The organism is Dokdonella sp. (genome assembly GCF_051958935.1).
In the GTDB taxonomy this organism is placed as follows: domain Bacteria; phylum Pseudomonadota; class Gammaproteobacteria; order Xanthomonadales; family Rhodanobacteraceae; genus Dokdonella_A.
On sequence record NZ_JBQCFP010000190.1, the window covers coordinates 49,983 to 73,575 of the forward strand.

Here is a 23,593-nt window from a genome sequence, read left to right on the forward strand (position 1 = left end):
GTGCTTGCTCTACCGCGCGCGCAGCCGCTGCAACGCGTCGCGTGCGTAGGTGCTGAGGTCCTTGGTCGCGGCCGCGTCGGGCGGCAAGGGTGCGAGCAGGCGCTCCGCCTCGTCCGCGCGGCCATTCGCGGACGCACACGACGCGGCAAGGATCGTCGCTTCCACGCGCACGGCCGGCGCGGCGCCGTCGGCGGACAGCGCCGCCTGCGCCGGGGCACAGTCCGGCGGCATGCGCCCGAGCCGCAGCAGCAGGCGCGCATGTTGCGTGCGTACCGCCGCACCAGGCGCGCCCGTGAGGCGCGCCTTCGCGCCTTCGGTATACGCCATCGCTTTGGACGCGACGTCGAGCGCGCGCTCGTCATCGCCCGATTCCTCGAGCGCCTTGGCCAGTGCGGCGCTCGCCCGCGCGGCGGTGCGACCGGACATTTCGTTCCGCCGCTGCGAGATCGCGAGACTCTCCTCGAGGTACGCCACCGCGTTTCGTGCATCACCCGCGAGCGTGTGGCTGGCACCGACGTTGACGAGGATGTCGGCGACGCGCCGATGGTCGGGTGCGAGATGGCGACGCTCGATCGCGAGCACCTGGTCCATCACGGCCGCGGACTCGGCGAAGCGCTCGAGGTTGCGCAACGACACCCCCCAGCTGATCTGCGCCGGTACGGTGCGCGGGTCGCCCTTGCCGTAGACGCGCTCGGCGAGGTCGAGTGCTTCGCGACAGAGCTGCTCCGCCTCGGCGTAGCGCTGCATGTGTCCGAGTGCGAGCGAGTAGGCATGCGCGATCAGCGCACGGCGCGCGAGCGGGATGTCGGCGCCTTTCGTCGCGCGATAGCTCGCCTCGGCGAGCGCGACCGCTTCCTCGCCGCGGCCGAGACCTTTCAGCACGACCACTGACACCGGCAGCATCTGCGCGACGTCCTCCGACACCGCGCCTTCGCGCTCCAGCCGCACCGTGTAGGCGCGCTCGAGATAGTCCCACGCCTCGCGGTCGCGATCGAGGTTGTTGAGCGCGTTGCCGGTCGAGGCATCGACGTGCGCGAGCATCAGCGGATCATCGATGCCGCGCTCGAGGATCAAGCGGCGCGCGATGCCGTAGTGTTCGAGCGTGTCCTCGTAGCGGCTGTTGTTCGAGTACGCATAGGCGAGGCCCATGTGCGCGCGCACGAGCGCGCGTGCATCGCCGCTGCGCTCGGCCTCGGCGAGCGAACGCTGCATGAGGTCCTGCACGCGCCGGCCATCGCCAAGGCCCGAATGCGCGCGCGCCATCGCGCCGAGCAGGGCCGACCGCGTGGCCGGATCGATGTCGGTCTGCGCGTCGATGCCGGCGACACCGTTGGCGAGCAGTTCGCTCGCGGCGGGGTCGTGACCGTCGGTGTTGGCCGGGTCCGCCCCGGCGAACACGCCGGTGAGGAAGTCGACGACGGCGGCCGAGTTGCGCGCCTCGAGCTGCGCCACGTCGCGCTGCTCGCGCGCGATGCGCGCCTGCCACAGGGCCGCGCCGAGCCCGGCGACGAGCGAGATCGCGGCGACCGTCGCGAGGCCCGCGGCGAGCGCGTGCCGGCGCACGAAGCGCGCGAGCCGATACGAGACGTTGCCGCGCCGCGCTTTCACCGGCGCATGCGCGAGGTAGGCGGCGACGTCGGCGGCCATCGCCTCGACGCTCGCATAGCGCTGCGCCGGCTCCTTGCGCAATGCCTTCAGCACGATCGCGTCGAGGTCGCCGCGCAGGCGCGCGCGCAGCGCGGACGGCTGCAGGCTGCGCACCTGCGCGAGCGCGGCGCTGCGGGCATCCGGCTGGGTGACCGCGCGCGACGGCCGCAGCGGCTCGGCGGTGAGGATCGCCTGTTCGTAGGCGGCCGGCGAGGCGCCGGTCGCGTCGTACGGGCGCCGGCCGGTCAGGAGTTCGTACAACAGCAGGCCGAGCGCGTGCACGTCGACACCGGTCGTGACCGGGTGCCCCTGGATCTGCTCGGGCGCCGCGTACTCGGGCGTGAACATGCGCAGCGCGGTCGCCGTCGCCGCGGCGTCGCCCGCGTCGAGCAGGCGCGCGATGCCGAAGTCGAGGAGCTTCACGTGTCCCTGCGCGTCGACGAGGATGTTCGAGGGCTTGAGGTCGCGATGCACGACGAGGTTGCGATGCGCGTAGGCAACCGCGTCGCATACGGCGAGGAACAGCGCGAGTCGTTCACCGATGCCGAGGCGGTGCGCGTCACAGTGCGCCGCGAGCGTACTGCCGTCCACGTATTCGAGCGCGAGGAAGGGCCGCCCCTCGTCGTCGACGCCGCCGTCGAGCAGGCGCGCGATGTTCGGATGATTCAACGTTGCGAGGATCTGCCGTTCGGCGCGGAAGCGATGCGACAGCGTCTCGCCCGCCCAGCCGCCGCGCATGAGCTTGACCGCGGCCTGCTGCACGTACTCGCCGTCGTCGCGCTCGGCGAGGTAGACCGCGCCCATGCCGCCGCGGCCGAGTTCGCGCAGCAGCCGCCAGACGCCGACGCGCCGCCCGATCCACGCGTCGCGCGCGTGCTCACGTTCGCCGAACGCCTCGACCAGATCCGGCGTCGCGGCGGCGAGCCCGGTCGCCGCGGCCGCCGCGTCGGCACGCAGCAGCGCCTCGACCTCGCACCGCATCGCCTCGTCCCCCGCGCAGGCGTCGTCGAGGAAGCGTTCGCGCTCGTCCGCGTGCAGCTCGAGCGCGCGCTCGAACAGCGCGCGCATGCGTTCCCACGCCTGCTTGTCCATCGCCGCCCGCCCCCTCGCCGCCGGCATCGCCGGAGAGCCTGCCACGGCCGCGCGCCACCGCGTACGGGGACTTTCCCCCACGCCGCCGGATCCGCTATCCCTGCGTGCGCGCCTCGCCGGCGAGCGCGGCGTCGACCGCGGCCTGCGCGTGCAGCGCGGTCGTGTCGAACAACGGCACCGTCGCATCGGTCGCGCCGACGAGCAGGGCGATCTCGGTGCAACCGAGGATGATCGCCTCGGCGCCGTCTCCGACGAGCTCGCGCATGATGTCGCGGTAGGCCGCGCGCGAATCGTCGCGCACGATACCGAGGCAGAGTTCGTCATAGATCACGCGATGCACGCGTTCGACCGCGGCGTCGCCGGGCACGAGCACGTCGAGCCCGTGCGCGCGCAGGCGGTCGCGATAGAACGCCTGCTCCATCGTGAAGCGCGTGCCGAGCAGGCCGACACGCCGGGCGCCGGCGGCCTTGATCGCGGTCGCGGTCGGATCGGCGATATGCAGCAACGGAATCGCGACAGCGGCCTCGATCGCGGCCGCGACCTTGTGCATCGTGTTCGTGCAGAGCACGACGAAGTCGGCGCCCGCGCGTTCGAGCGACTGCGCCGCCTGTGCGAGTGCCGCGCCCGCGGCGCCCCAGTCCCCTGCATGCTGCAGCCGTTCGATCGCGTCGAAGTCGACGCTGTGGAGCACGAGCCTGGCCGAATGCAGCCCGCCGAGACGTTGCTTCACGCCTTCATTGACGAGGCGGTAGTAGACGGCGGTCGATTCCCAGCTCATGCCGCCGATCAGGCCCATCGTCTTCATTGGCGCATCGTCTCCAGCGCAGGGGCCGCGTCCATCGCGGCATGCCCATCACCACCAAAGAAAACGGGCGCCGCAGCGCCCGTTTCCGTATCCCCGACGCGATCCACCGGATCGCGCGGCGTCACGCCACCTTCTTCCATTGGCCGAGCGCGGCGAGGCCGTTCTGCTTCGCGCGCAGCACGACCATGTCCTGCGCGGCCTTGAAGTTGGCCTGCATGTCCTTCGCCCACAGCTGCAGCGCGGCGGTCTGCATCGCACGGCCGTAGGAGAACGACAGCGGCCACGGGTGCGGGCCCATCTGGTTCATCGCGTTGAGGTGCGCGGTCGCCTGCTCGTCGCTCTGGCCGCCGGAGAGGAACACGATGCCCGGCAGCGTCGCCGGCACCGCCGACTTGAGGCAGCGCACGGTCGCCTCGGCGACGGTGTCGACGTCCGCCTGGTCCGCGCAGTCCTTGCCGGAGACGACCATGCTCGCCTTGAGGATCGTGCCTTCGAGCAGCACGTTCTGCTCGTACAGCGCGCCGAACAGCGAGCGCAGCGTCGCTTCGGTGACTTCGTAGCAGACGTCGATGTCGTGGTCGCCGTCCATCAGCACTTCGGGCTCGACCATCGGCACGATGCCCGCTTCCTGGCACAGCGCGGCGTAGCGTGCGAGCGCATGCGAGTTCGCCTCGATGCAGGTGCCGCTCGGCGTGTCCTCGCCGATCGTGATGACCGCGCGCCACTTGGCGAACTTCGCGCCGAGCTTGGCGTATTCGGCGAGGCGCTCGCGCAGGCCATCGAGGCCTTCGGTGACGAGTTCGCCCGGGAAGCCGGCGAGCGGCTTGGCGCCGATGTCGACCTTGATGCCGGGCAGGATGCCCGCGTCCATCATGATCTTGGTGAACGGCACGCCGGCCTTGGTCGCCTGGCGGATCGTCTCGTCGTAAAGGATCGCGCCGGAGATGTGCTCGCCGAGCTTCGGCGCGGTCAGCAGCATCTCGCGGTAGGCGCGACGGTTTTCTTCGGTGTTCGGCACGTTGACCGAGTCGAAGCGCTTCTTGATCGTGGCGGTGGACTCGTCGATCGCGATGATGCCCTTGCCCGGTGCCACCATCGCCTGGGCGACGCTTTCAAGCTCTTCGATACTCATCAAACGGCTCCGTGACGAAACGAAAGGAGGCCGCGGCCGCTGGATCAACCGGCCGGGCGGAGTGATTTTCAGGGGCGGGGATTATAGGTCAGTTCCGCCGCAGGTGCTGCCCGCCCGGAACCGTTCAGGCCGCTCGCGCTCAGTGCGGCGACTGCCATTGCCGCGCGAAGGCGACGCCGAACGCATCGCCGTCGGCGAGCTCGAGCGCGAGCGCCTGCGTGCCGGTCGAGGTGTCGACGAGGACGCTGCCGTGCTCGTCGGCAAGCTCGTCGGCGAGCTCGCCGATCACGAACGCCTCGACGAGCCAGCGGAACGCGCCGGCGAAATCCGGACAGGCGCCATTCGCCGAGAGGTTCTCGTCACCGCCTTCCTGCGAAGTCCAGTAGTAGATGCCCCCGGCCCCGCAGGCCTTGGTGGGCGGCGGCCGGTACAGCAGGCCGCCGAGGCCGTCGCCGACCTCGGTGAACAGCAGCGTGCTCGATTTCAGCAGCTCCTGCATCTTCGGCGAGTAGTCCTCCTGCATTGCTTCCGCCGGCGTGCCCCAGTCCTTGAGGATCGCGCTGTAGGCGTCGCGCAGGTGGTCGGCCGACGTCATCGAATGGTCGCCGATCGTGATCGCCCCGACCGTGCGCTGCATGGAGAGGAAATCCGCCGGAAGGTCGAAGCCGAGGCGCTGGCGCGCACGATCGAGCTCCGCCGCGCCGACCGGCTTGCCGGCCTCGAGATGGATCGCGACGTCGTGCTCGCGGGCGAATGCCTGGGTCGCCTCGATGAACGCGGCGACGCGTTCGCCGAACGGCCGGCCGTTCTTCGTAAGCGTGGCCGCGGCGGGCGCGAAATCGAGCAACGCGATCGCCTGCTCGCCCTTGCGCGCGCGGCCCTTGCCGTCGCCGCGCAGCACGTACTCGCCATGCGCACGCAGCGCGTGCGGCCCGGGCGCGAGCTCGAAGCGGCACATCACGCTGCGTTCGGCGCCGCCACCGTTGTCACCGCGCAGGGTACAGGCCGGCTTGCCGTCGACGTCGACGACGATGTCGATGTGTGCGGCCTGCCAGGATGACAGCACCTCGACCGGCACGGCCTTCGCGGGCATGCCGGCGAAGGCCGCGCAGCATGCGAGGAGGGGCGCGAGCACGCGCGATGGGTGGGCGAAAGGTCGTGCGGTCATGGAATCCTTCCCGGCATCCGTTCGTTCAGTCAGCGCGCAGGCGACTACCGGCAGGCGCAGCCGCATCGTCGACCAGTGGCCCCTCGTAGAGTACGACGAGTGGCAGTCGGAACGCTTCCAGCGCGAGGAGGTGGCCGCCCGAATCGGCGAGCCAGAGCCGGTCGGCGGTCGCGTCGAATTCCGCGGCCGTGAGATCGCCGAGGTCGCTGCGCACTGCCGCTTCGACGCGCAGGTGCAGCGCACCGTCGGCGCTGCGTGCAATCACGTAGCGCAGCACCGCACCGCGCCCTGCAGCGAATGCGCCGCCGTGGCCGTCACTCGTGAGCGTCCACAGGCGGTGGCCGAAATCGGGCAGCGCCAGCAGGCGGCGCGTGTCGGTATCCCACGCGTACAGCCGCGTCGGATCGGCGCCTTCGACGAGCACGATGCGGACCTTTTCGAGTTCGAGCAGGTGATAGCCGGCCTCGCTGTCGATCGCATGCGCACGCGCGGACCAGTCGCCGCCGTCGCCTCGCTCGAGTTCGACGAGGCGATGGTTCCAGGTGCCGACCAGGCCGCGGCGCCTGTCACGTGCGATCCAGAACGCATGCAGGCGCAAGTCCGGCGTCGCCGTGAGCGCGCGCAGGTCCAGCGTCTCTTCCTCGTCGAGCGACGGCCAGCGCCAGCGCTTGAGCGTGCCGTCGGAGGAACTCGACCACAGCGACGGGCCGAGCAGGGCGATCTGGTTGACGAGGTAGTCGTGGCCGCGCGAGCGCCAGCGCACGTCCATCGCGGGCAGGTTCCAGATCGCCAACGTGCGGTCGTCGGATGCGCTCGCGAGGTGGTCCGCGTCACCCGCGAGCGCGGTGACGCCGTCCGCGTGCAACGCGTGCGGGACGACCTTGCCTCCCTCGACCGCGTACACGACGCCGTCACTGGAACCGACGTATACGGCATGCCGCACGGCGTCCACGTGCACGGCCCAGCTCTCGGTCTTGCCGAGATCGACGCGCTGCGCGACCGGCAGCACGCCGTAGTCGAGCTGCGCCAGGCGGTGCGCGGCGCCGTCGAGCAACAGCACGCCGGCGCCGCCGGCCTGCAGCGCGGCAGGTGTGCTTGCCGGCGCGCCATGGATTTCTTCGAGGAAGGCACCGTCGCGCCACAGGCGCACGCCTGCTTCGCCGGCGACGACCAGGGTCGGCGCGTCGGCCAGCCACGCCAATGACTGCGCGCCGCGCTGCACGGGCGAGGCGCGCATCGGTGCGCTTCCGTCGAGCGCGAAGACGTCGATCTCGGGCTCGCGCCCGGCGACCGCGAGTCGCGGCGGCGCGTCGAGCAGGGCGAGGTCCCGTACCGCGCCGAGATCGAGCGCGTGTTCGAGCACGACCGTGCCGTCGCTCGTGCGCAGCACGCGAACGCGCGCGCCCGTCGCATCCACGAGCGCGAGCCAGCGGCGCGACAGCGCGATCGCCGGCGCGCCGGCCGCATCGGCGACGCGCGCCGTGTGCTGCAACCGCTCGCCGTCTCGCCGCCACAGCACGAGGTCGCGGGCGGATGCCGCGACGACGGTACGCGCATCCGGCGAGACGCGCACGATCGCGTCGCCCGCGAGCTCCTTCGGCAGGCGGGCGAGCAGGGTCGCCTGCGCGCTCACGGGATCGATCGCCTGCAGCGCATCCTCCGTCGCGACTGCGAGGAGTCCTTCTTCGAGCGCGCCGAGTAGGCGCTGTCCGTGCGGGAGCACGACGCGGCTCGCCTCGACGTCCGCGTGCAGGGGGCGCAGGTACCAGCCGTCGGCGGAGGCGAGCACCGCGACGTCGTCGCGGCGCGCGAGCACGCTGCGCGCATCGACCGGCACGCCGTAGCTCGCGCGCTCACGCAGCCATCCGCGCGCCGGCGACACGTCCGCCGGCGCCGCGACGGACGGCGCCGGCGCAGGCGATCGCCACGGCCCCACGGCGAGGGCCGATGCGAGCACCGCCGCAGCGGCCACGCCGGACAGGAACCGCCACCGCGGACGCGGCGGCGCGCGCGCGATCGTCGCCGCGATCGCCCGCGCCGGCGCCGGCCGCGTCGCGACGTCGACGCGCGCATCGCGTTCGAGTGCGAGCAGGAACGCGCCGACATCGGCATGGCGCTGCGCCGGATCGACCGCGAGCGCGAGCGCCAGCGCCGCGGAGATCGCCGGCGGCGTGTCGCGGGGCAGCTCCGCGGTCATCGTCGCAGGCGCACGCGTGAGGCCATCGAGGCTGATCTCGCTGAAACTGCGGCCGCTGCGCAGCGGCGAGCCGCGCAGCATCTCGGCGACGATCAGCGCGAGCGCGTACTGGTCCGTCGCGAGCGTGACCGGATAGCCGTAGAACTGCTCCGGCGCGAAGTACTGCGGCGTGCCGATCACGTGCCCGACCTGGGTCAGGCGCGTCGCGGCGGCGTCGTCCTCGAGCACGCGTGCGATGCCGAAGTCGAGCAGCTTGACCTGCTCGTGGCCCGCGCCGTGCGCGAGGAACACATTGTCGGGCTTGAGGTCCCTGTGCACGATGTCGCGCGCATGCGCGTGGGCGAGCGCGGCAACGATCCCGCGCACGATCGCCATCACGCGCGCGATCGGCAGCCCTTGCGGCGAACGCGCGATCTCGGCGGCGAGGCTCTCGCCTTCGAGGTATTCCATGACGTAGTACGGCACGTCGCCAGGCGACACGTCGAAATCGTGCACCTCCACGATGCCCGGATGGCGCAGCCCCGCGAGCAGTCGCGCCTCGCGCAGGAAGCGCTCGCGGAACGCGGCGTCGCCGAGGCCGGGTTGCAGCAGCTTGACCGCGACCGGATGGCCGAGTGCGACGTGGCGGCCTCTCAGCACCACGCCCATGCCGCCTTCACCGATGAGTTCGACGAGTGCGTACTTGCCGAATGCCTGGCCGATGAAGGCACGCGCATCCGCGGGCGCCGGGCTGCCGCCGCAGCGCGAGCAGCGCGCGGCGCCGGCACCCATGGCGAGGCCGCAGCCGGTGCATATCCGGAAGTCCATCGCTCGACCGCCCCCTCAGCGATGGCGCATGGTGCTGGCTTCGCGCGGCGCGCGTCAATGCGCGCGCGTGGGCGTCAGCGGTCGTTCCAGCCGAGCTTGTCGATCTGGCACTGCTGCATGACCGCGGTGCGCGCCGCCGGGTCGGTCGGCGCGTTGAACGGGAAGATGAGCCAGCTGAACACGCGGTCGCGACCCGCATTCGTCACGGTCGGCTCGAAGCGCATGTTGGTCGCCATGCTCGTCGCGACCTTGGCGAGATCGCCCGCGGGCACGACGCGCTGCACCTTGATCGTGCTCGTGCGGCCGTCCTTCTCGACCACGAACGACACCGCGGCGCAGCCGGGCGAGCTGATGTTGCGCGCCATGATCGGCACGTCCGCCTCGACCGACGCGTTCACCAGCGCCCAGTAGCCCGCCAGCTTGTCCGGCACGACCACGCGCGGCGGTGCATCCGATTGCGCGAAGACGGTGGCGCTGAACAGCGCGAGGGCGGCGAACGGAACGGCACGCAGCATGACGCAACCTCCTGTGCGATCGATGATGCAGTTTACGCCGATCGGGGCGAGGGCTGGGCTGAACGCATCGCGCTTAGCGGCGCTCCCGCGGAGGAGCGGGCGGCTGCGGGAGCAACGGTCGCCTATGTCGTCCCTATGCCGGAGCGGCTTCGGCTGCGATGCCCTCTCCCTCGCTGGATGAAACGCGCCATCGCGAGGAGACCCGCTTGGGGCGACGCTGCATGGCGATGCGCCGGGGCGCGGCGGTCACGCGCCGGGTGCGCTCCCGCAGCCGTCGCCTCCTTGGCCGAAGCCGCGATGCTCTTCGGCCTCGGCGCTCAATCCCCCAAACCTACAAATCACTCAATCCCTCCGCCACCCCATCCGCCCCCACCATGAGCAGCTTCAGCGTATTCGTGCCGCCGCCCTGCCCCGTGTGGTCGCCGTTGGTGATCAGTACGCGATCGCCGACCGTCAGGTGGCCGAGGCGGTACAGGTGCTGGATCGCGTCGCGCGATGCCTGGGTCGGGCCGACGCCATGCGCGTCGAACTCGACCGGATTGACGTCGCGGTAGAGCAGCATGCGCCGGCGCGCGGCGGCGTTGCGCGAGAGCGCGTAGATCGGCACCGTCGAGCGGTAGCGCGACAGCCACTGCGCGGTCGCGCCGCTCTCGGTCAGCGCGATGATCGCGCGCACGCCGACCTGGCTGGCGAGGAACATCGCGCCGAGCGCGATCGCCTGGTCCGTGCGATCGAGCCGGTGCGCGCCGGGGCTGAGGTCCTCGGTCGGTTCGAATTGGCGCTCGGCGCCGAGGCACACGCGGCGCATCGCCGCGACCGCCTTGTCCGGATGCCGGCCGGCCGCGGTTTCCTGCGACAGCATCACCGCATCGGTGCCGTCGATGACCGCATTGGCGACGTCGAGCACTTCGGCGCGCGTCGGGATCGGCGATTCGACCATCGACTGCATCATCTGCGTCGCGGTGATGACGACGCGCGAGCGCGTGAGCGCCTCGCGGATGATCTTCTTCTGCAGGCCCGGCAGTTCGGCGTCGCCGATCTCGACGCCGAGGTCGCCGCGCGCGACCATCACCGCATCGGACGCATCGACGATCTCGGCGAGGTTTTCGATCGCCTCGGCGCGTTCGATCTTGGCGACGAGCGCGGCGCTGCCGCCGGCCTCGTTCAGCAGGCGCCGCGCCTGCTCGATGTCGTCGGCGACCTTGACGAAGGAGACCGCGAGGAAGTCGGCACCGAGTTCCGCGGCGAGGCGGATGTCGGCGCGGTCCTTGTCCGACAGCGCGGCGACGGTGAGGCCGCCGCCGAGGCGATTGATGCCCTTGCGATCGGACAGGCGGCCACCGGCGAGCACGCTGCAGCGGATCGTGCGGTCGCCGACATCGAGCACTTCCAGCGAGATGAGGCCGTCGTCGAGCAGCAGCACGTCGGCCGGCTTCACGTCGCGCCAGAGGTCGTGGTAGCTGACGCCGACGCGCGTCGCGTCGCCGGCCGGCGCGTCGGCGCGACAGTCGAGCGTGAACAGCTGCCCTGGTGCGAGTTCGACCGGGCCGGCGGCGAACCGCTCGATGCGGATCTTCGGCCCCTGCAGGTCGGCGAGCACGCCGACTTCGACGCCGAGTTCCGCCGCCGCCACGCGCACCGCGGCGGCGCGCTGCGCATGGTCGGTCGCACTGCCGTGCGAGAGGTTGAGGCGCACGACGTTGACGCCTTCGGCGATCAACTTCTTGAGCGCGCCCGGCGCGTCGGTCGCCGGCCCGAGCGTGGCGATGATCTTGGTGCGGCGGAGCTGCTCTGCCATCGCGTCGTTCCCTTCGAAGACGAGCCCGTTACGCTAGCAGCGTCGCCGCGGCGGCGTCCATCGCGGCACGCGGCCGACGCATCGCTCAGGCGCGATGCGCGAGCAGGCCGGGCAGTTGCGCGGGCTCGTCGGCGATCGCGTCGGCGCCGGCGCCGCGCAGTTCGTCGACGCTGCCGAAACCCCAGGCGACGCCGATCGCGCGCACCGCGTTCGCACGCGCGCCGTCGATGTCGAAATGGCGGTCGCCGATCATCGCGGCTGCACCCGGTGCGACGTCGAAATCGGCGATCGCGCGCGCGATCATCGCCGTCTTCTCGCTGTCGCGGCTGCCCGGCGAGGCGGCATACACGCGCGTGAAGTGCGCGCCGAACGGCAGGCTGCGCACGATCTTCTCGGCATAGAGATCCACCTTGCTCGTCACCACCGCGAGCGCCACGCCGCGCGCGGCGAGCGCTTCGATCGCGCCGCCGATGCCGTCGTAGACGCGATGCTCGCGCCAGCCGACCTCGCTGAAACGCTCGCGATAATGGTCGACCGCGCGTTCGACCGCGATGGGGTCGTCACCCAGCGCCAGCGGAAAGGTCGCGCGCAGCGGCGGACCGATCCAGCCGCGCAGGGTCTCGCGCGGCGGGCTCGTCGCGCCGAGGCGGCCGAGCGCGTATTCGATCGAATGGACGATGCCCGCTTCGGAATCGATGAGCGTACCGTCCAGATCGAACAGCGCGAGCCTCATCCGTCGAAGCCGTTCTTGAAGATGAGATCGGACACCATGCCGCGCTGCAGGTTGAGCACGAAGCCCTCGGCGCTCGCCGCCGCGACGCTCACGGTGAACGCGTTGCCCGGCGCGGTCCAGCTCTCGCCGACCTTGAACATCGAGCCTTCGTTGTTGGCGACGTTGGCGGGCGGCACGCTCGCATCGACGCTCCAGGCGGGCTCGTTACGCGTGGTGTCGACCTCGTGGATGATGACCGCGTCGCCGGCGAGGTTCGCCTCGTAGTAGCCGCTGCGCTTGCGCGCCTCGATCACGTAGTAATGCGACGCCGGCGCCGGAGCGGACAGGGTGACGACGACCATCTGCACGTGGGTCGAGCCGCGCAGGCTCGCGCGATCGAGCACGATGCCGTTGTAGGTGCCGTTGGACGAGACGGTGAGCTTGCGCGCGGCGTCGATCCAGCCGAGGTGGTCGCGCGACCAGATGCCGATGTGCTTGGGCTGCGCGCCGTAGGTCGCATCGTGTCCGGCGTTGTCCCAGGCGTCGCTCATGACGTCCCACGGATTGTCGTACGGGTCGCCGTCGCCATCGGAGTTGTTGGCGTGCGGCAGGCCGAAGCCGTGACCCATCTCGTGCGCGAGCGGCGCCTCGTTCGCATAGCCCCAGGGCGGCTCCCACGTGACGTACCAGACCTTGCTGACGCCATCGAGCGTCGCATAGCGACTGCCGCCCCAGGCGTAGCCGTCGAGTTCGTCGTTGTAGAACGTGTTGACGCCGACGAAGCCCGCGAAGTTCACGGTGGCGTCCGCGACGCCGGTGCAATCGTTGAACAGCTGGCCGAGGTTGGCCGAGCCGTTCGCGGGCACGTAGTACGCGCGCGGGTGCGGCAGGGTGAACCAGCCGTAGGCGACGCTGCCCGCGACGTCGACCTTGTCGTAGGAAACCTCCCGCCAGTAGTGGTCGAGCCGCCCGGTCTGGTTCGACAGCATCGTGGAGAAGTACGGCACGTCGTGCGGTTGTGCGGCGACGTCACTGAACCGGCACGCGAGCGTGACCCACGGCTGGCTGCCGGCCACGCGCGGCATCGCCGGTGCGGCGATCGACGCGTCCGCAGGGACGATCGCGTCGGCGAGCACGCGGCCGCCCGGCCACGGACCTGGCTGCGCGGCGAGCGCGATCTCGCGCCCCGCGAGTGCGTGGAGGTCACCCGCCGCGCGCAGCGCGCTGTCCGCATCGAGCGGATGGCGCGTTCCGTCGCGCTCGACGAGCTCTGCCTGGAACAGGCTCGCCGCGGTCGAACCCGGATCGGGATCGCCCCAGCGCAGCTCAAGCGTGCCCTGCAACAGGTCGTGCGCGGCAAGCGGCGTCGCGCCGCCGAGCGCGAGGCCCGCGATCAGCATTCGTTTCATGGCGTGGTTCTGGCGGAAGCGGACGCGCAGCCTAGCAGGCCCTGCGCCGGCCGCTTGCGACCGCGCGCACATCCTCGTCAGCCGCGCGCCTTCAGTGCCGCGACCGCGGGCAACTCCTGGCCCTCGAGGAACTCGAGGAACGCGCCGCCGCCGGTCGAGATGTACGACACGCGATCGGACACGCCGTATTTTTCGATCGCCGCGAGCGTGTCGCCGCCGCCCGCGATCGAGAACGCATCGGATGCCGCGATCGCGCGGGCAAGCGTCTCGGTGCCCTTGCCGAACGCGTCGAACTCGAATACGCCGACCGGGCCATTCCAGACGACCGTGCCCGCCTTCGCGATGAGCTCGGCGTAGCGCTTCGCGGTGGCCGGGCCGATGTCGAGGATCATGTCGCCTTCGGCGACCTCCTCGACCTTCTTCACCGTCGCCGGCGCGTCGGCCTTGAACTCGGGAGCGACCACGACATCGGTCGGCACCGGCACCTCGGCGCCGCGCGCCTTCGCCGCCGCGATGATCTTCTGCGCGGTGCCGACGAGGTCGGGCTCGACCAGAGACTTGCCGACCGGATGCCCCTCGGCCGCGATGAACGTGTTGGCGATGCCGCCACCGACGATGAGCTGGTCGACCTTGCCGACGAGCGTCTCGAGCAGCGTGAGCTTGGTCGACACCTTCGAACCCGCGACGATCGCAAGCAGCGGCCGCGCCGGGTGCTCGAGTGCCTTGGCCAGCGCGTCGAGCTCGGCCATCAGCAGCGGGCCACCGGCAGCGACCTTGGCGAAGCGGATCGCGCCGTGCGTCGACGCCTGCGCGCGATGCGCGGTGCCGAATGCGTCCATCACGTAGACGTCGCAGAGCGCGGCGTACTTCTTCGACAGCGCCTCGTCGTCCTTGCCTTCGCCGACGTTCATGCGGCAGTTCTCCAGCAGCACGAGCTGGCCAGGCGCGACTTCGACGCCGTCGAGCCAGTCGCGCACGAGGGGGACCTCACGACCGAGCAACTCACCGAGGCGCCGCGCCACCGGCGCGAGCGAATCCTCCGCGCTCCACTGCCCTTCCTTCGGGCGGCCGAGGTGCGACATGACCATCACCGCGGCGCCCTTGTCGAGCGCGAGCTTCATGGTCGGCAACGCGGCGAGGATGCGCGTCTCCGAGGTGATGCGGCCGGCGTCGATCGGCACGTTGAGATCCTCGCGGATCAGCACGCGCTTGCCGGCAAGGTCGAGATCGCTCATGCGCACGACGGACATCGGGAACTCCTCGGATTTCGGGTCGGGGAAACCCGTCATTACAGCGGCGAACCGTGGCGGGTGCAAATGAGCGCGGCGGCGCGTGGTGAGGGCTGGAGGGGGCGCAGGGCGGGTCAAGCCGCGCAGCGGCGGCCTGCCTTCACGACTCCGCGTCGTCGCACGGCGACGCCGGGCCTTCGGCCTTGAGCCGCCCTACCTCTCCACCCGCTCCGCGCGTGTCACTGCGGCGTACGGCAGACAAGCGCGCGCCGCGCGGTCGAGGCCGGGTATTTCGCGAGCATCGCTGCCGGCCGCTGCGGCCGGCGCTCGAGCCCGCCGCCGCAATTCGGGCAGGCGTGATCCAGCCGCTGCGCGACGCACGCCGCGCAGAACGTGCATTCGAACGAGCAGATCATCGCGTCGTCGGCATCGGGCGCGAGCTCCTTGCCGCAGCATTCGCAATGGGAGCGCAGCTCGAGCATGGCGCACCTCGCGGAGTAACGGGGCCCCATTGTGCGCGCCTGCACGCTGCACGGCGATGACCGCTGCGCGGCGTTCACGCGGAGCCATTGCGCGGCCCTGCCCACTACGCGTGAAGTGGCCCGTGTCGGCTGTCGTGCGCGGCGCTAGCATGCGCTCCCCCGCCAGAACGGAGCACGCATGAGCACGCACACTGCAATGATCGCCTGGCAACGCGGCGACGCGAGCTTCGCCGATGGACGCTACTCGCGCCGGCACGAATGGCGCTTCGACGGAGGCAGCGTGATCGCTGCGTCACCGTCGCCGCACGTCGTGCCCGCGCCATGGTCCGACGCCGCCGCGGTCGATCCCGAGGAAGCCTACGTCGCGGCGATCGCGAGCTGCCACATGCTCTGGTTCCTCTCGCTCAGCGCCGAACGCGGCCTCGTCGTCGACAGCTACGCCGACGACGCCGTCGGCACGATGGCGCGCATCGCGCCCGGTCGGCAGGCGATCACCGAGGTCGTGCTGCGCCCGCGCATCGCGTTCGCCGGCACGCAGCCCGAGGCCGGCGTCGTGGACGCGCTGCACGAGGCAGCGCACGAGCGCTGCTTCATCGCGAACTCGGTGAAGACGGCGATTCGCGTGGAGCCGACGTGATGCCGCCCTGCGGCGCGGTCGGCAACCCGAGGTGCTCGCGCAACGCGGCGGCGACGGTTTCCGGCGCATCGCCACCGACGCGGCGATAGACGATCGCACCGCTGCGGTCGACGAGCAGCAGGCCCGGCGTGCCCTTGATGCCGTACTGCCGCGCGATCGGATCGCCGTCGCGCACGAGCGTGAAGGTCTGCCCACGCTCGCGCAATTCGGCGACGGGATCGCCGTCGTCCTGGATGTCGATCGCGTAGACGTCGAGCTTCGCCTTCCCGGCCGCGTCGTACACCGCCTGCACGTGCGGCATCAGCGCCTTGCAGTACGGGCACCAGGTCGCCCAGAACAGCAGTACGGCCGGGCGTTCGAGATGGTCCGGATCGAATCGGATCGCATGCCCGTCCGCGCCCTTGCCCTCCCACGGCAATGCGCGCGCAGCATCCGCGGCAACGGCCAGGGACGACAACATCAGCGACAGACAAAACAGCAGGGCACGCATGGCGATCTCCGTGACGGGTCGGCCTGCAGACCGGCCACACGGACGATTTCTTGCGCGCATACCGCGTTCATTCCAGGGGAACTCCGGCAGCGGGAAAACCCGGAACACGAAGCACCGGGCCAACAGGGAAAGCCGCGCCTCGCTCGGCTTCTTCTTTGGCTCGGTGTGCTTCGTGTCTCGAGCTTCAGGGCTTTCGGCCCAACCCTCAGCCGGCGAACTCGTCCGGCGTGATGCGCAGGTCGAACTGCCGGTCGCGACGCAGCACGCGGATCGTCGCGGGTCGCGCGATCGCATCGGCGCCGAGCGCGCGGTGCAGCGCGTCGATGCCTTCGACCGCGGCGCCGTCGAATGCGACCACGATGTCGCCGACTTCGACGCCCGCACGCGCGGCGGCGCTGCCGCCCGCGACTTCCATGACGCGGATCGCGGCGTCCGATGCAAGTTCGAACCAGCGCACGTAGCGGCGCGGCAGGCGCAGGTTCTGCGCGCCGAGGCCGAGCGAGGCGCGCCGCACGCGGCCGTGGCGCATCAGCTCGGTCACGACCTGGTTGGCCGTGTCGATCGACGTCGCGAAGCAGATGCCCTGCGCACCCGCGATGATCGCCGTGTTGACGCCGATCACGCGACCATTCGCATCGAGCAGCGGCCCGCCCGAATTGCCGGGATTGAGCGCCGCATCGGTCTGGATCACGTCCTCGATGAGCCGGCCGCCGGTCGCACGCAGGCTGCGGCCGAGCGCGCTGACGACGCCCGCGGTGACCGTGCAGGCGAAGCCGAGCGGATTGCCGATCGCGATCGCGAGCTGGCCGACGCGAAGGCCGCGCGCCGATCCGAGCGGCAGCACCGGCAGTGCCTTAGGGGCCGACACGCGCAGGAGCGCGAGGTCGGTGTGCGGGTCCTCGCCGATGAGATCGGCCGCGAAGGCCTGGCCGGCCGTCGTCGTCACTTCGACGCGCCGCGCGCGATGCACGACGTGCGAATTGGTCAGGATGAGGCCGTCGGGCGTGAACAGGAATCCGGAGCCGCCGCCGCCGGGCAGCGCGCGACCCGAGTCGTCGACGCGGTCGGATACGCCGATCGCGACGACTGCGGGCGCGGACGCGTCGACGACGCCGCTGACGATGCGGGAATACGCATCGAGGGCGAACGCGTCGGAGGCCGCAGCGCCGTCGGGCGTCGGGATGTCGTCGTTGAATTCGGTATCGAGCATCGCGCGTAGATGGGGATCCGCGCGCGCCGCTCAAGCGCTATGCGTCCGGCTCGCGCGGCGGCGCGGCAGCGATCGGCGCCGTCTTCGGCGCACGCGTCCCGCCCAGCAGGATGCCGGTGTAATAGGCGACGTGATACGCGACGATCAGGCCGAACAGCGCGAACGTGAGCGGGCTGCGCTGGAATGCGCCGAACGGATCGGCGCCCGCCGCATGCGCGCCATCGATCACGGGGGCGAGCACGAACGCGCGATAGGCGAGACGGCCGAGCAGCAGCGCGGACAGCACTACGCCGATGCCGCCGTGCGGCGTGTAGCTGCGCCCCTCCGGCGTGGTCTCGAAGGTCGTCAGGCGCAGGCCGATGGCGGCGAGCAGGGCGCCGCCGCCGAAGCCCAGCGTGAGCGCGAGCGCCATCGCCGGGTCGCGCGTCCCGCGCAGCATGAGCAGCACGGCGACCACGACCAGCATCGCGATGCGCACCTTCATGCGCGCCGGCTGCACGATCTGGCGCCCGAACAGGCGCCGGAAGCGCCGGTACAGCATGAATACGACGAACATCGCGAAGCCCGCCGGGGCGAGGGCGGTCGGGGTCATGGCACGTCCTTCTTCGATGGTGCGCCCTATGTGCGCCCAATGGACGGGCGCTGGCAAGTGTGACGGGCGGCACATCGGCCGAAAGTGCCAAGAAATGGCAAGTCCGCCCGCGCCGGCGCCGGTAAAGCGCCCGGCGACGAGCCATCCGGCGATGGCATGGCGTTTGCTTGAAACCCCGTGACATACGACGACCCAACGGCTCGACATGCTGGCCACGATGGATTCCTTTGAGACGCTCTGCGGCGACCGCACCCCTGCTGCGACGGTCGCCCCGGCCGCTGCTGGCCGGGCCCTGCAGTGGCGCACGCGTTACGACGGCCTGGTCACGGTCGCCTACATCGGCAGCAAGGCGGTCGCGGGCATCTCCGGGCCGTGGTCGGGCAAGTACGCGCTGACCTGGTGGGAACGCCCGATGCCCGCGCGCGAACTCGAGCTGCACGACTCGCTCGGCTCGGCCCAGCGCGAAGTCGAGGAATGGGCGCTGCGCACCGGCGACGACTACATCCTGCCGCTGCCGGCGCAGGCCGCGCACGCCGCGCCGCGCACCACCGCGGTCGGCCATGCCACGCGAAAGTCGGGTCTGTTCGACCGATTGCGCGCGCTGCTGCCGCTGCAACCGTCGACGAGCGACAAGATCGAACGCCTGCGCCGCGAGCGCGTCCAGAACGAAGCCGATCTCGGCGACCTGCGCTTCGCCGCCAACGAGTGATCGCAGTGGCACCCGTGGCCGCGGTGGCAGCAACGGTCGCATTCGAAGCGCATCGCGGTTTGCGCCGCCCCCACGAAAAATGCCGATATGCCGCGCAGCGGCACGGCCGAGGGCCGCAAAAACGCCGTTCGCCCTGAGCGTAGGCCTGCAGGGCCGGAGTCGGGGCCGCCGCGGGGGTGTCGACTGCGCTTGCTGCGCGAGCTTCGCTCGACGCGAACGGAGTCGTGGCGAGGCCGCCTCACTCGGCGGATCGAAGCGCATCGCGACTGAAAGTCGCTCCCACACAAGGTATGCAGCCGATCTTTCGGAAGCGGCGCAAGCGACGATGGTCTTTCGCCCGGTGGCCCGTCCCTACCCTCCGCGCCGCGCGCGCCGCGCCGCGCGCCGCACATGGATCGACGTGGTCGAGCCATCGCCGGTCTTGCGCTTCTCGATCTCGAACAGGCCGCTCGCGGCGACGAGTTCGCTGAGCTTCTGGTAACCGTAGTTGCGCGCATCGAACTCGGGCGCCTGCTTGGCGATGACGCTGCCGATCGCGCCGAGCGCCGCCCAGCCCGAATCGTCGGATGCGGCCTCGACTGCGTTGCGCAGCAGGTTCACGAGGCGCGTGTCCTGCTTGAGCTGCGCACCGCTCGGTGGCGGCGGCGCCGCGGCTTCGTCGTCCTTGGCGACGAGGATCTCGGTGTAGATGAACTTGTCGCAGGCGGAGACGAACGGTGCCGGCGTCTTTTTCTCGCCGAAACCGTACACGACCAGGCCCGCCTCGCGCACGCGCGCGGCGAGGCGGGTGAAGTCGCTGTCGCTGGATACGATGCAGAAGCCGCCGAGCCGGCCCGAATACAGCAGGTCCATCGCGTCGATGAGGAGCGCGGAGTCGGTCGCGTTCTTGCCGGTCGTGTAGCGGAACTGCTGGATCGGCTGGATCGCATGCGTCAGCAGCGCTTCCTTCCAGCCTTTGAGCTGCGGCCCGGTCCAGTCGCCGTAGATGCGCTTGACCGTCGCGGTGCCGTACTTGGCGATTTCGGCGAGCAGGCCTTCGACGACGGCCGGCTGCGCGTTGTCCGCGTCGATGAGCACTGCCAGTTTCGTCGACTGCGTCGCCATGCCGGTTCTCCGATACGGGTCGCCAGCCTACTCCGCGATCGAGAGACGGGTAAACCTCATCCCCTGCGTCTCCAGCCGCCGCCGGGCACGACGCGGCCCCGGCGACGCCACGAATGCGCCCGGCGCTGGACACCTGCGGCGGCCACTCTCGCAGCGAGGGAGGCCCGCCCATGCATGCAGTACGCACCGTCGATCCCGTACCACCCGGCACGCACGCGGCCGCACGGCCGACGTCCGCCGATCGCAGCTGGCCGCTCGTCGCGCGTTTCGCCGGAGCGGAAGCGCGTTTTGCCGCGCGCTTCGCGCGCACGCGCGTGCGCACCTTCGCCTACGAATTCGTGCGCTTCGGTTGCAAGCAGGCATGGGCCTGCCTGTTCGGCGGCGCAATGGTCGCGCTGATCGTCGCCACGCACCTGTGGTACCCCGCCAGCGCGCCGCTCGCGCGTTACGACGCGTTGTTCATCGCCGCGCTCGCGCTGCAGGTGCTGCTGCTCGCCACGCACATGGAAACGCCGGACGAGGCGAAGGTGATCTTCGTCTACCACGTGATCGGCACCGCGATGGAAGTGTTCAAGACCGGCGTCGGCTCGTGGACGTATCCGGAAGCGGCGATCTTCCGAATCGGCGGCGTGCCGCTGTTCTCGGGCTTCATGTACGCCGCGATCGGCAGCTACATCGCGCGCTGCTGGCGCCTGTTCGACTTCCGCTTCACGCGCCATCCGCGACCCTGGGCGGTCGCGCTGCTCGCGTTCGCCATCTACGCGAACTTCTACACCCACCATCGCTGGGTCGACCTGCGCATCGTGCTGTTCGCCGCTGCGTGGCTGCTGTTCGCACGCACCGAGGTGCACTACCGCGTGTGGCGCGTGCACCGGCGCATGCCGCTGCTGCTCGGCTTGCTGCTCGTCGCCGCGTTCATATGGATCGCCGAGAACCTCGGCACGCTCACCCACACCTGGACCTATCCGCACCAGGCGCACGGCTGGGCGCTCGTGCGCTTCGGCAAACTCGGCTCGTGGTTCCTGCTGCTGGTCGTCAGTTACGCGCTGGTCGCGATGGTCGAGCGGCCGCGTCCGTACGCGGCGCCGCGGCGACGTCGCGCGCGGCCGCTTCAGGTCAGGTGGGTGAACAGCAACGCGATGTAGGTGCCGATGCTGAGCACGCCGCTGGCCGCCATCGCTTCGTGAAAGCGCGGATGGCGCACCCGCGCGCAGGCGATGCCGGTCGCCGCGAACACGAGGTGGAAACCGAGATCGAGCGGATGCGGCCATTCGCCGTAGACGACGCGGCTCTTGGCGATGCTAACGCCGATCAGTGCGATCAGCAGTGCGAAGAACCAGCGCTGGTGGTCGTAGTAGTGCGCGCGCAGGTCGAAACCCGTTTCGCCGAAGAAGTCCGGCAGCACGAGCGCGGCGAGCAGGTACACGACGATCGTCTGCGCGAGCACGACCGAGAACGCGAAGAAGGTCCAGTCCTCATGATGGCGCAGGTCGAACATCGCCCACCATGACTGCACCGCGATCACCAGCACGAGGATCGACCACACGACGGTCGGCCAGTACATGCGCAGCCGCGCACGCGACTGCATGAGCCCGCGAAAGCCCTTCAGCACCTGCGTGATGGCGAGGCCGAGAATGATCGACAGCAGGACCGAGAGGTAGCTGAAGGCGTCCATGGGATTGGGAATGGGAATGGGGACTGGGGAATGAGGGCCTGCGGCGGATGCGTGGGAGCGGCGGAAGCCGCGCTGCTCTTCGGCCCTCAGCCGCACATGAATTTCCGTTCCTCCCCACGTATCAGTCCGCCGCCACCACCGGCAAGTCGATATGACTCGCCTGCTCGCCCGCGACGTACACACGCTGCGTCGCCTTGCGATAGTCACCCGGCTCGGCGAGGAAGATGTTGTCGACGTACGTCTGCGGGTTGCGGTCGTACAACGGGAACCAGCTCGACTGCACCTGCACCATGATGCGATGGCCGGGGAGGAACACGTGGTCCGCGTTCGGCAATTCGAAACGGTACTTCTGCACCGTGCCCGACGGAATCGCCGACGGGTGTTCGAAGCTCGCGCGGTAGCGGCCGCGGAAGATGTCCATCGCGACGGCGAGCTGGTAGCCACCGAGTTCGGGCTGCGACGGCACCTCGTCGGGATAGACGTCGATGAGCTTGACCACCCAGTCGCTGTCGCTGCCACTGGTCGAGGCGACCAGGTTCACGAACGGTGCGCCCGCGATCTTGAGCGGCGCGGCGAGGGGTTCACTCGTGTAGCTCAGCACGTCGGGACGGCCGTCGACGAAGCGCTGGTCGACGACGAGCCAGCGGCGCCACGCGTCGCTGTCCTCGAAGTGCACGGGACGCGGCTGGTACGGTACCGGCTTGGCCGGGTCGGAGACGTACTCGTCGTACGCGGCGCCGTCGGCGCGCGCGAAATCGAGCGCGCCGCCCGCGCGCAGGTAGATCGGCTTCGATGCCGTGGCGCAACCCTGCGCGCAGGCGAGCGGCCAGCGCAACTCGCGCCGCCAGCGGTTGGTACCCGTCTCGTAGACGAACACCGGCGGCGTATCCGCCTTCGGCGCGCCGTCCTTGAGATACGAATCCAGGAACGGCTTCATGACGTCACGGCGGAACTTGAGCGCCGTGTCGCCGTCGAACTTCAGCGCACCGAGCACGCTGCCGTCGTAATTGTCGCCGCTGTGGCGCCACGGCCCGAGCACGAGGAAGTTGCGGTCGTTGGCCGTATCCTTCGGCTCGACGGCTTCGTACGTCGCGATCGCGCCGTACATGTCCTCCTGGTCCCACAGGCTCGCGACGATCATGCGCGGCACCTCGAGCGGCTGCGCGGCCATCACCGGGTCGAGTGCCTGGCCCTGCCAGTACGCATCGTAGGCCGGATGCTCGACGAGCTTGTTCCAGAAGCCGAGCTGGCCGAAGCCGAAATGCCTGCCATAGTCGCCCGCGGAGCCGTACTTGAGGAAATTCGCGTAGTCGTCGAATGCGCCGCGCGGCACGCGCAGGCTGTCGTCCTTGCGCGCGGTCTGGCCGTAGATGTAGTCGAAGTTGGTCTGGCGGAACGCACCGTTGTGGAACCAGTCGTCGCCCTTCCAGCCGTCGACCATCGGGCTCATCGGCACGCCGACCTTGAGAGCCGGGTGGGGATCGACCAAGGCCATCAGCACGGTGAAGCCCTCGTACGACGAGCCGATCATGCCGACCTTGCCATTGCTCTCCTTCACGTGCTTCACGAGCCAGTCGATCGTGTCGTACGCGTCGGTCGAGTGGTCGACCTTGCTGCCGTTGAGCGGGCCCCGCAGCGGCCGCGTCATGACGTACTCACCTTCGGACTTGTACTTGCCGCGAACGTCCTGGAACACGCGTATGTAACCATCGCTGGCGAACACCTCGTCGCCCAGCGGCAACGACGCGAGCATGCGCGGGCTCACGTTGCGCTCGGCACGCTTGCTCGCGTTGTACGGGGTGCGCGTGAGGATGATCGGCGCGTGCTGCACGCCCTTCGGGATCATGATCACCGTGTACAGGCGCACGCCGTCGCGCATCGGGATCATCTCCTCGCGGCGGACGTAGTCGGCATCCTCGCGCGGCGCCTCGAACTTCTTCGGGATGTCGGGCGAGAGCGGCGGCGTCGCGGCGGCCGCCAGCGTGGCGCAGGCGAGGGCGGACAGGGCGGCGAACGCGCGGATCAACGGGATGGACGACCTCATCGACGGCTCCTCGATCGCGAAAGCGCCGACGATAAACGCAAACGCGCATGCTGCGAAGGGTCGCGGCCGGGCGGCGGGGCGCGCTGGACGGCGTGTCGCCCGGCGGTCGTCGAAAGCCCTGTCCGGGCTGCGGTGTCAT

The 23,593-nt window shown here is 70.4% G+C and carries 20 protein-coding genes; 3 read left to right on the plus strand and 17 right to left on the minus strand.

Annotated elements, in window-relative coordinates; genetic code table 11:
• Nucleotides 1-9 precede the first annotated feature (9 nt).
• The 11 genes from ACTHK2_RS17670 to ACTHK2_RS17720 form a co-directional block, all read right to left on the minus strand.
• The gene (locus ACTHK2_RS17670; protein ID WP_440247055.1) at nt 10-2,739 is read right to left on the minus strand and encodes a protein kinase domain-containing protein; all 2,730 of its coding nucleotides are present in this window, start codon (nt 2,737-2,739) and stop codon (nt 10-12) included.
• A 94-nt stretch (nt 2,740-2,833) separates the two neighbouring features.
• Nucleotides 2,834-3,544 carry an aspartate/glutamate racemase family protein gene (locus ACTHK2_RS17675; RefSeq protein ID WP_440247056.1) on the minus strand — a complete coding sequence of 237 codons (711 nt, stop codon included), beginning with the start codon at nt 3,542-3,544 and terminating at the stop codon, nt 2,834-2,836.
• 121 nt (nt 3,545-3,665) lie between these two features.
• A complete protein-coding gene (locus ACTHK2_RS17680) occupies nt 3,666-4,676 on the minus strand; it encodes a class I fructose-bisphosphate aldolase (protein WP_440247057.1) in 1,011 nt (336 codons plus the stop codon).
• A 139-nt stretch (nt 4,677-4,815) separates the two neighbouring features.
• Nucleotides 4,816-5,844, minus strand: a complete 1,029-nt coding sequence (locus ACTHK2_RS17685; RefSeq protein ID WP_440247058.1) for a hypothetical protein — start codon at nt 5,842-5,844, stop codon at nt 4,816-4,818.
• 25 nt (nt 5,845-5,869) lie between these two features.
• Nucleotides 5,870-8,848, minus strand: a complete 2,979-nt coding sequence (locus ACTHK2_RS17690; RefSeq protein WP_440247059.1) for a WD40 repeat domain-containing serine/threonine protein kinase — start codon at nt 8,846-8,848, stop codon at nt 5,870-5,872.
• Between the two features lie 74 nt (nt 8,849-8,922).
• Nucleotides 8,923-9,363: an energy transducer TonB gene (locus tag ACTHK2_RS17695; protein WP_440247060.1), complete on the minus strand. Its 441-nt coding sequence runs from the start codon at nt 9,361-9,363 to the stop codon at nt 8,923-8,925.
• A gap of 331 nt (nt 9,364-9,694) precedes the next feature.
• Nucleotides 9,695-11,161 carry a pyruvate kinase gene (pyk, locus tag ACTHK2_RS17700; RefSeq protein WP_440247061.1) on the minus strand — a complete coding sequence of 489 codons (1,467 nt, stop codon included), beginning with the start codon at nt 11,159-11,161 and terminating at the stop codon, nt 9,695-9,697.
• A gap of 85 nt (nt 11,162-11,246) precedes the next feature.
• The gene (locus tag ACTHK2_RS17705) at nt 11,247-11,894 is read right to left on the minus strand and encodes an HAD hydrolase-like protein (RefSeq protein ID WP_440247062.1); all 648 of its coding nucleotides are present in this window, start codon (nt 11,892-11,894) and stop codon (nt 11,247-11,249) included.
• Nucleotides 11,891-13,282 carry a hypothetical protein gene (locus tag ACTHK2_RS17710; RefSeq protein ID WP_440247063.1) on the minus strand — a complete coding sequence of 464 codons (1,392 nt, stop codon included), beginning with the start codon at nt 13,280-13,282 and terminating at the stop codon, nt 11,891-11,893. Before ACTHK2_RS17710 ends, ACTHK2_RS17705 begins: the two co-directional genes overlap by 4 nt.
• A 77-nt stretch (nt 13,283-13,359) precedes the next feature.
• Complete coding sequence (locus ACTHK2_RS17715) at nt 13,360-14,532, minus strand: phosphoglycerate kinase (RefSeq protein WP_440247064.1); 1,173 nt, start codon at nt 14,530-14,532, stop codon at nt 13,360-13,362.
• A 218-nt stretch (nt 14,533-14,750) separates the two neighbouring features.
• The gene (locus ACTHK2_RS17720) at nt 14,751-15,071 is read right to left on the minus strand and encodes a DUF1272 domain-containing protein (RefSeq protein WP_440247065.1); all 321 of its coding nucleotides are present in this window, start codon (nt 15,069-15,071) and stop codon (nt 14,751-14,753) included.
• A gap of 100 nt (nt 15,072-15,171) precedes the next feature.
• Here ACTHK2_RS17720 and ACTHK2_RS17725 point away from each other — a divergent pair, with 100 nt between their 5' ends.
• Nucleotides 15,172-15,630, plus strand: coding sequence for an OsmC family protein (locus ACTHK2_RS17725; RefSeq protein ID WP_440247066.1), 459 nt, complete (start codon nt 15,172-15,174; stop codon nt 15,628-15,630).
• Here the strand turns inward: ACTHK2_RS17725 and ACTHK2_RS17730 are convergent.
• The 3 genes from ACTHK2_RS17730 to ACTHK2_RS17740 form a co-directional block, all read right to left on the minus strand.
• On the minus strand, nt 15,584-16,120 hold the full coding sequence (locus ACTHK2_RS17730) for a TlpA family protein disulfide reductase (RefSeq protein ID WP_440247067.1): 537 nt from the start codon (nt 16,118-16,120) through the stop codon (nt 15,584-15,586). The two genes, ACTHK2_RS17725 and ACTHK2_RS17730, sit on opposite strands and share 47 nt — an antisense overlap.
• A 205-nt stretch (nt 16,121-16,325) precedes the next feature.
• Entirely contained in the window at nt 16,326-17,330 is a 1,005-nt protein-coding gene (locus tag ACTHK2_RS17735; protein WP_440247068.1) for a S1C family serine protease, read from the minus strand.
• Nucleotides 17,331-17,367: 37 nt separating this feature from the next.
• Entirely contained in the window at nt 17,368-17,922 is a 555-nt protein-coding gene (locus tag ACTHK2_RS17740) for a DUF1453 domain-containing protein (RefSeq protein ID WP_440247069.1), read from the minus strand.
• Between the two features lie 217 nt (nt 17,923-18,139).
• Between ACTHK2_RS17740 and ACTHK2_RS17745 the strand changes: the two genes are divergently transcribed.
• Nucleotides 18,140-18,631: a hypothetical protein gene (locus ACTHK2_RS17745; protein ID WP_440247070.1), complete on the plus strand. Its 492-nt coding sequence runs from the start codon at nt 18,140-18,142 to the stop codon at nt 18,629-18,631.
• Nucleotides 18,632-18,982: 351 nt separating this feature from the next.
• On the opposite strand, the gene ACTHK2_RS17750 is transcribed toward ACTHK2_RS17745, so the two are convergent.
• Nucleotides 18,983-19,735 (minus strand): NYN domain-containing protein, encoded by a 753-nt coding sequence (locus tag ACTHK2_RS17750; RefSeq protein ID WP_440247071.1) that lies wholly within the window; start codon nt 19,733-19,735, stop codon nt 18,983-18,985.
• A 170-nt stretch (nt 19,736-19,905) separates the two neighbouring features.
• Here ACTHK2_RS17750 and ACTHK2_RS17755 point away from each other — a divergent pair, with 170 nt between their 5' ends.
• On the plus strand, nt 19,906-20,880 hold the full coding sequence (locus ACTHK2_RS17755) for a DUF817 domain-containing protein (protein WP_440247072.1): 975 nt from the start codon (nt 19,906-19,908) through the stop codon (nt 20,878-20,880).
• Here ACTHK2_RS17755 and ACTHK2_RS17760 read toward each other — a convergent pair.
• Nucleotides 20,847-21,410: a hypothetical protein gene (locus tag ACTHK2_RS17760; protein WP_440247073.1), complete on the minus strand. Its 564-nt coding sequence runs from the start codon at nt 21,408-21,410 to the stop codon at nt 20,847-20,849. The two genes, ACTHK2_RS17755 and ACTHK2_RS17760, sit on opposite strands and share 34 nt — an antisense overlap.
• 121 nt (nt 21,411-21,531) lie before the next feature.
• Entirely contained in the window at nt 21,532-23,454 is a 1,923-nt protein-coding gene (locus ACTHK2_RS17765; RefSeq protein WP_440247074.1) for a CocE/NonD family hydrolase, read from the minus strand.
• Nucleotides 23,455-23,593 lie beyond the last annotated feature (139 nt).

Bases quoted from the DNA above. Each gene is read 5' to 3' on its own strand.
- ACTHK2_RS17725 (WP_440247066.1), top strand. From the start codon at position 15,172: ATGAGCACGCACACTGCAATGATCGCCTGGCAACGCGGCGACGCGAGC.
- ACTHK2_RS17680 (WP_440247057.1), bottom strand. From the start codon at position 4,676: ATGAGTATCGAAGAGCTTGAAAGCGTCGCCCAGGCGATGGTGGCACCG.
- ACTHK2_RS17685 (WP_440247058.1), bottom strand. From the start codon at position 5,844: ATGACCGCACGACCTTTCGCCCACCCATCGCGCGTGCTCGCGCCCCTC.
- ACTHK2_RS17755 (WP_440247072.1), top strand. From the start codon at position 19,906: ATGCATGCAGTACGCACCGTCGATCCCGTACCACCCGGCACGCACGCG.
- ACTHK2_RS17745 (WP_440247070.1), top strand. From the start codon at position 18,140: ATGGATTCCTTTGAGACGCTCTGCGGCGACCGCACCCCTGCTGCGACG.
- ACTHK2_RS17715 (WP_440247064.1), bottom strand. From the start codon at position 14,532: ATGTCCGTCGTGCGCATGAGCGATCTCGACCTTGCCGGCAAGCGCGTG.
- ACTHK2_RS17705 (WP_440247062.1), bottom strand. From the start codon at position 11,894: ATGAGGCTCGCGCTGTTCGATCTGGACGGTACGCTCATCGATTCCGAA.
- ACTHK2_RS17675 (WP_440247056.1), bottom strand. From the start codon at position 3,544: ATGAAGACGATGGGCCTGATCGGCGGCATGAGCTGGGAATCGACCGCC.
- pyk (WP_440247061.1), bottom strand. From the start codon at position 11,161: ATGGCAGAGCAGCTCCGCCGCACCAAGATCATCGCCACGCTCGGGCCG.
- ACTHK2_RS17735 (WP_440247068.1), bottom strand. From the start codon at position 17,330: ATGCTCGATACCGAATTCAACGACGACATCCCGACGCCCGACGGCGCT.
- ACTHK2_RS17670 (WP_440247055.1), bottom strand. From the start codon at position 2,739: ATGGACAAGCAGGCGTGGGAACGCATGCGCGCGCTGTTCGAGCGCGCG.
- ACTHK2_RS17710 (WP_440247063.1), bottom strand. From the start codon at position 13,282: ATGAAACGAATGCTGATCGCGGGCCTCGCGCTCGGCGGCGCGACGCCG.
- ACTHK2_RS17695 (WP_440247060.1), bottom strand. From the start codon at position 9,363: ATGCTGCGTGCCGTTCCGTTCGCCGCCCTCGCGCTGTTCAGCGCCACC.
- ACTHK2_RS17690 (WP_440247059.1), bottom strand. From the start codon at position 8,848: ATGGACTTCCGGATATGCACCGGCTGCGGCCTCGCCATGGGTGCCGGC.
- ACTHK2_RS17760 (WP_440247073.1), bottom strand. From the start codon at position 21,410: ATGGACGCCTTCAGCTACCTCTCGGTCCTGCTGTCGATCATTCTCGGC.
- ACTHK2_RS17765 (WP_440247074.1), bottom strand. From the start codon at position 23,454: ATGAGGTCGTCCATCCCGTTGATCCGCGCGTTCGCCGCCCTGTCCGCC.
- ACTHK2_RS17730 (WP_440247067.1), bottom strand. From the start codon at position 16,120: ATGCGTGCCCTGCTGTTTTGTCTGTCGCTGATGTTGTCGTCCCTGGCC.
- ACTHK2_RS17740 (WP_440247069.1), bottom strand. From the start codon at position 17,922: ATGACCCCGACCGCCCTCGCCCCGGCGGGCTTCGCGATGTTCGTCGTA.
- ACTHK2_RS17750 (WP_440247071.1), bottom strand. From the start codon at position 19,735: ATGGCGACGCAGTCGACGAAACTGGCAGTGCTCATCGACGCGGACAAC.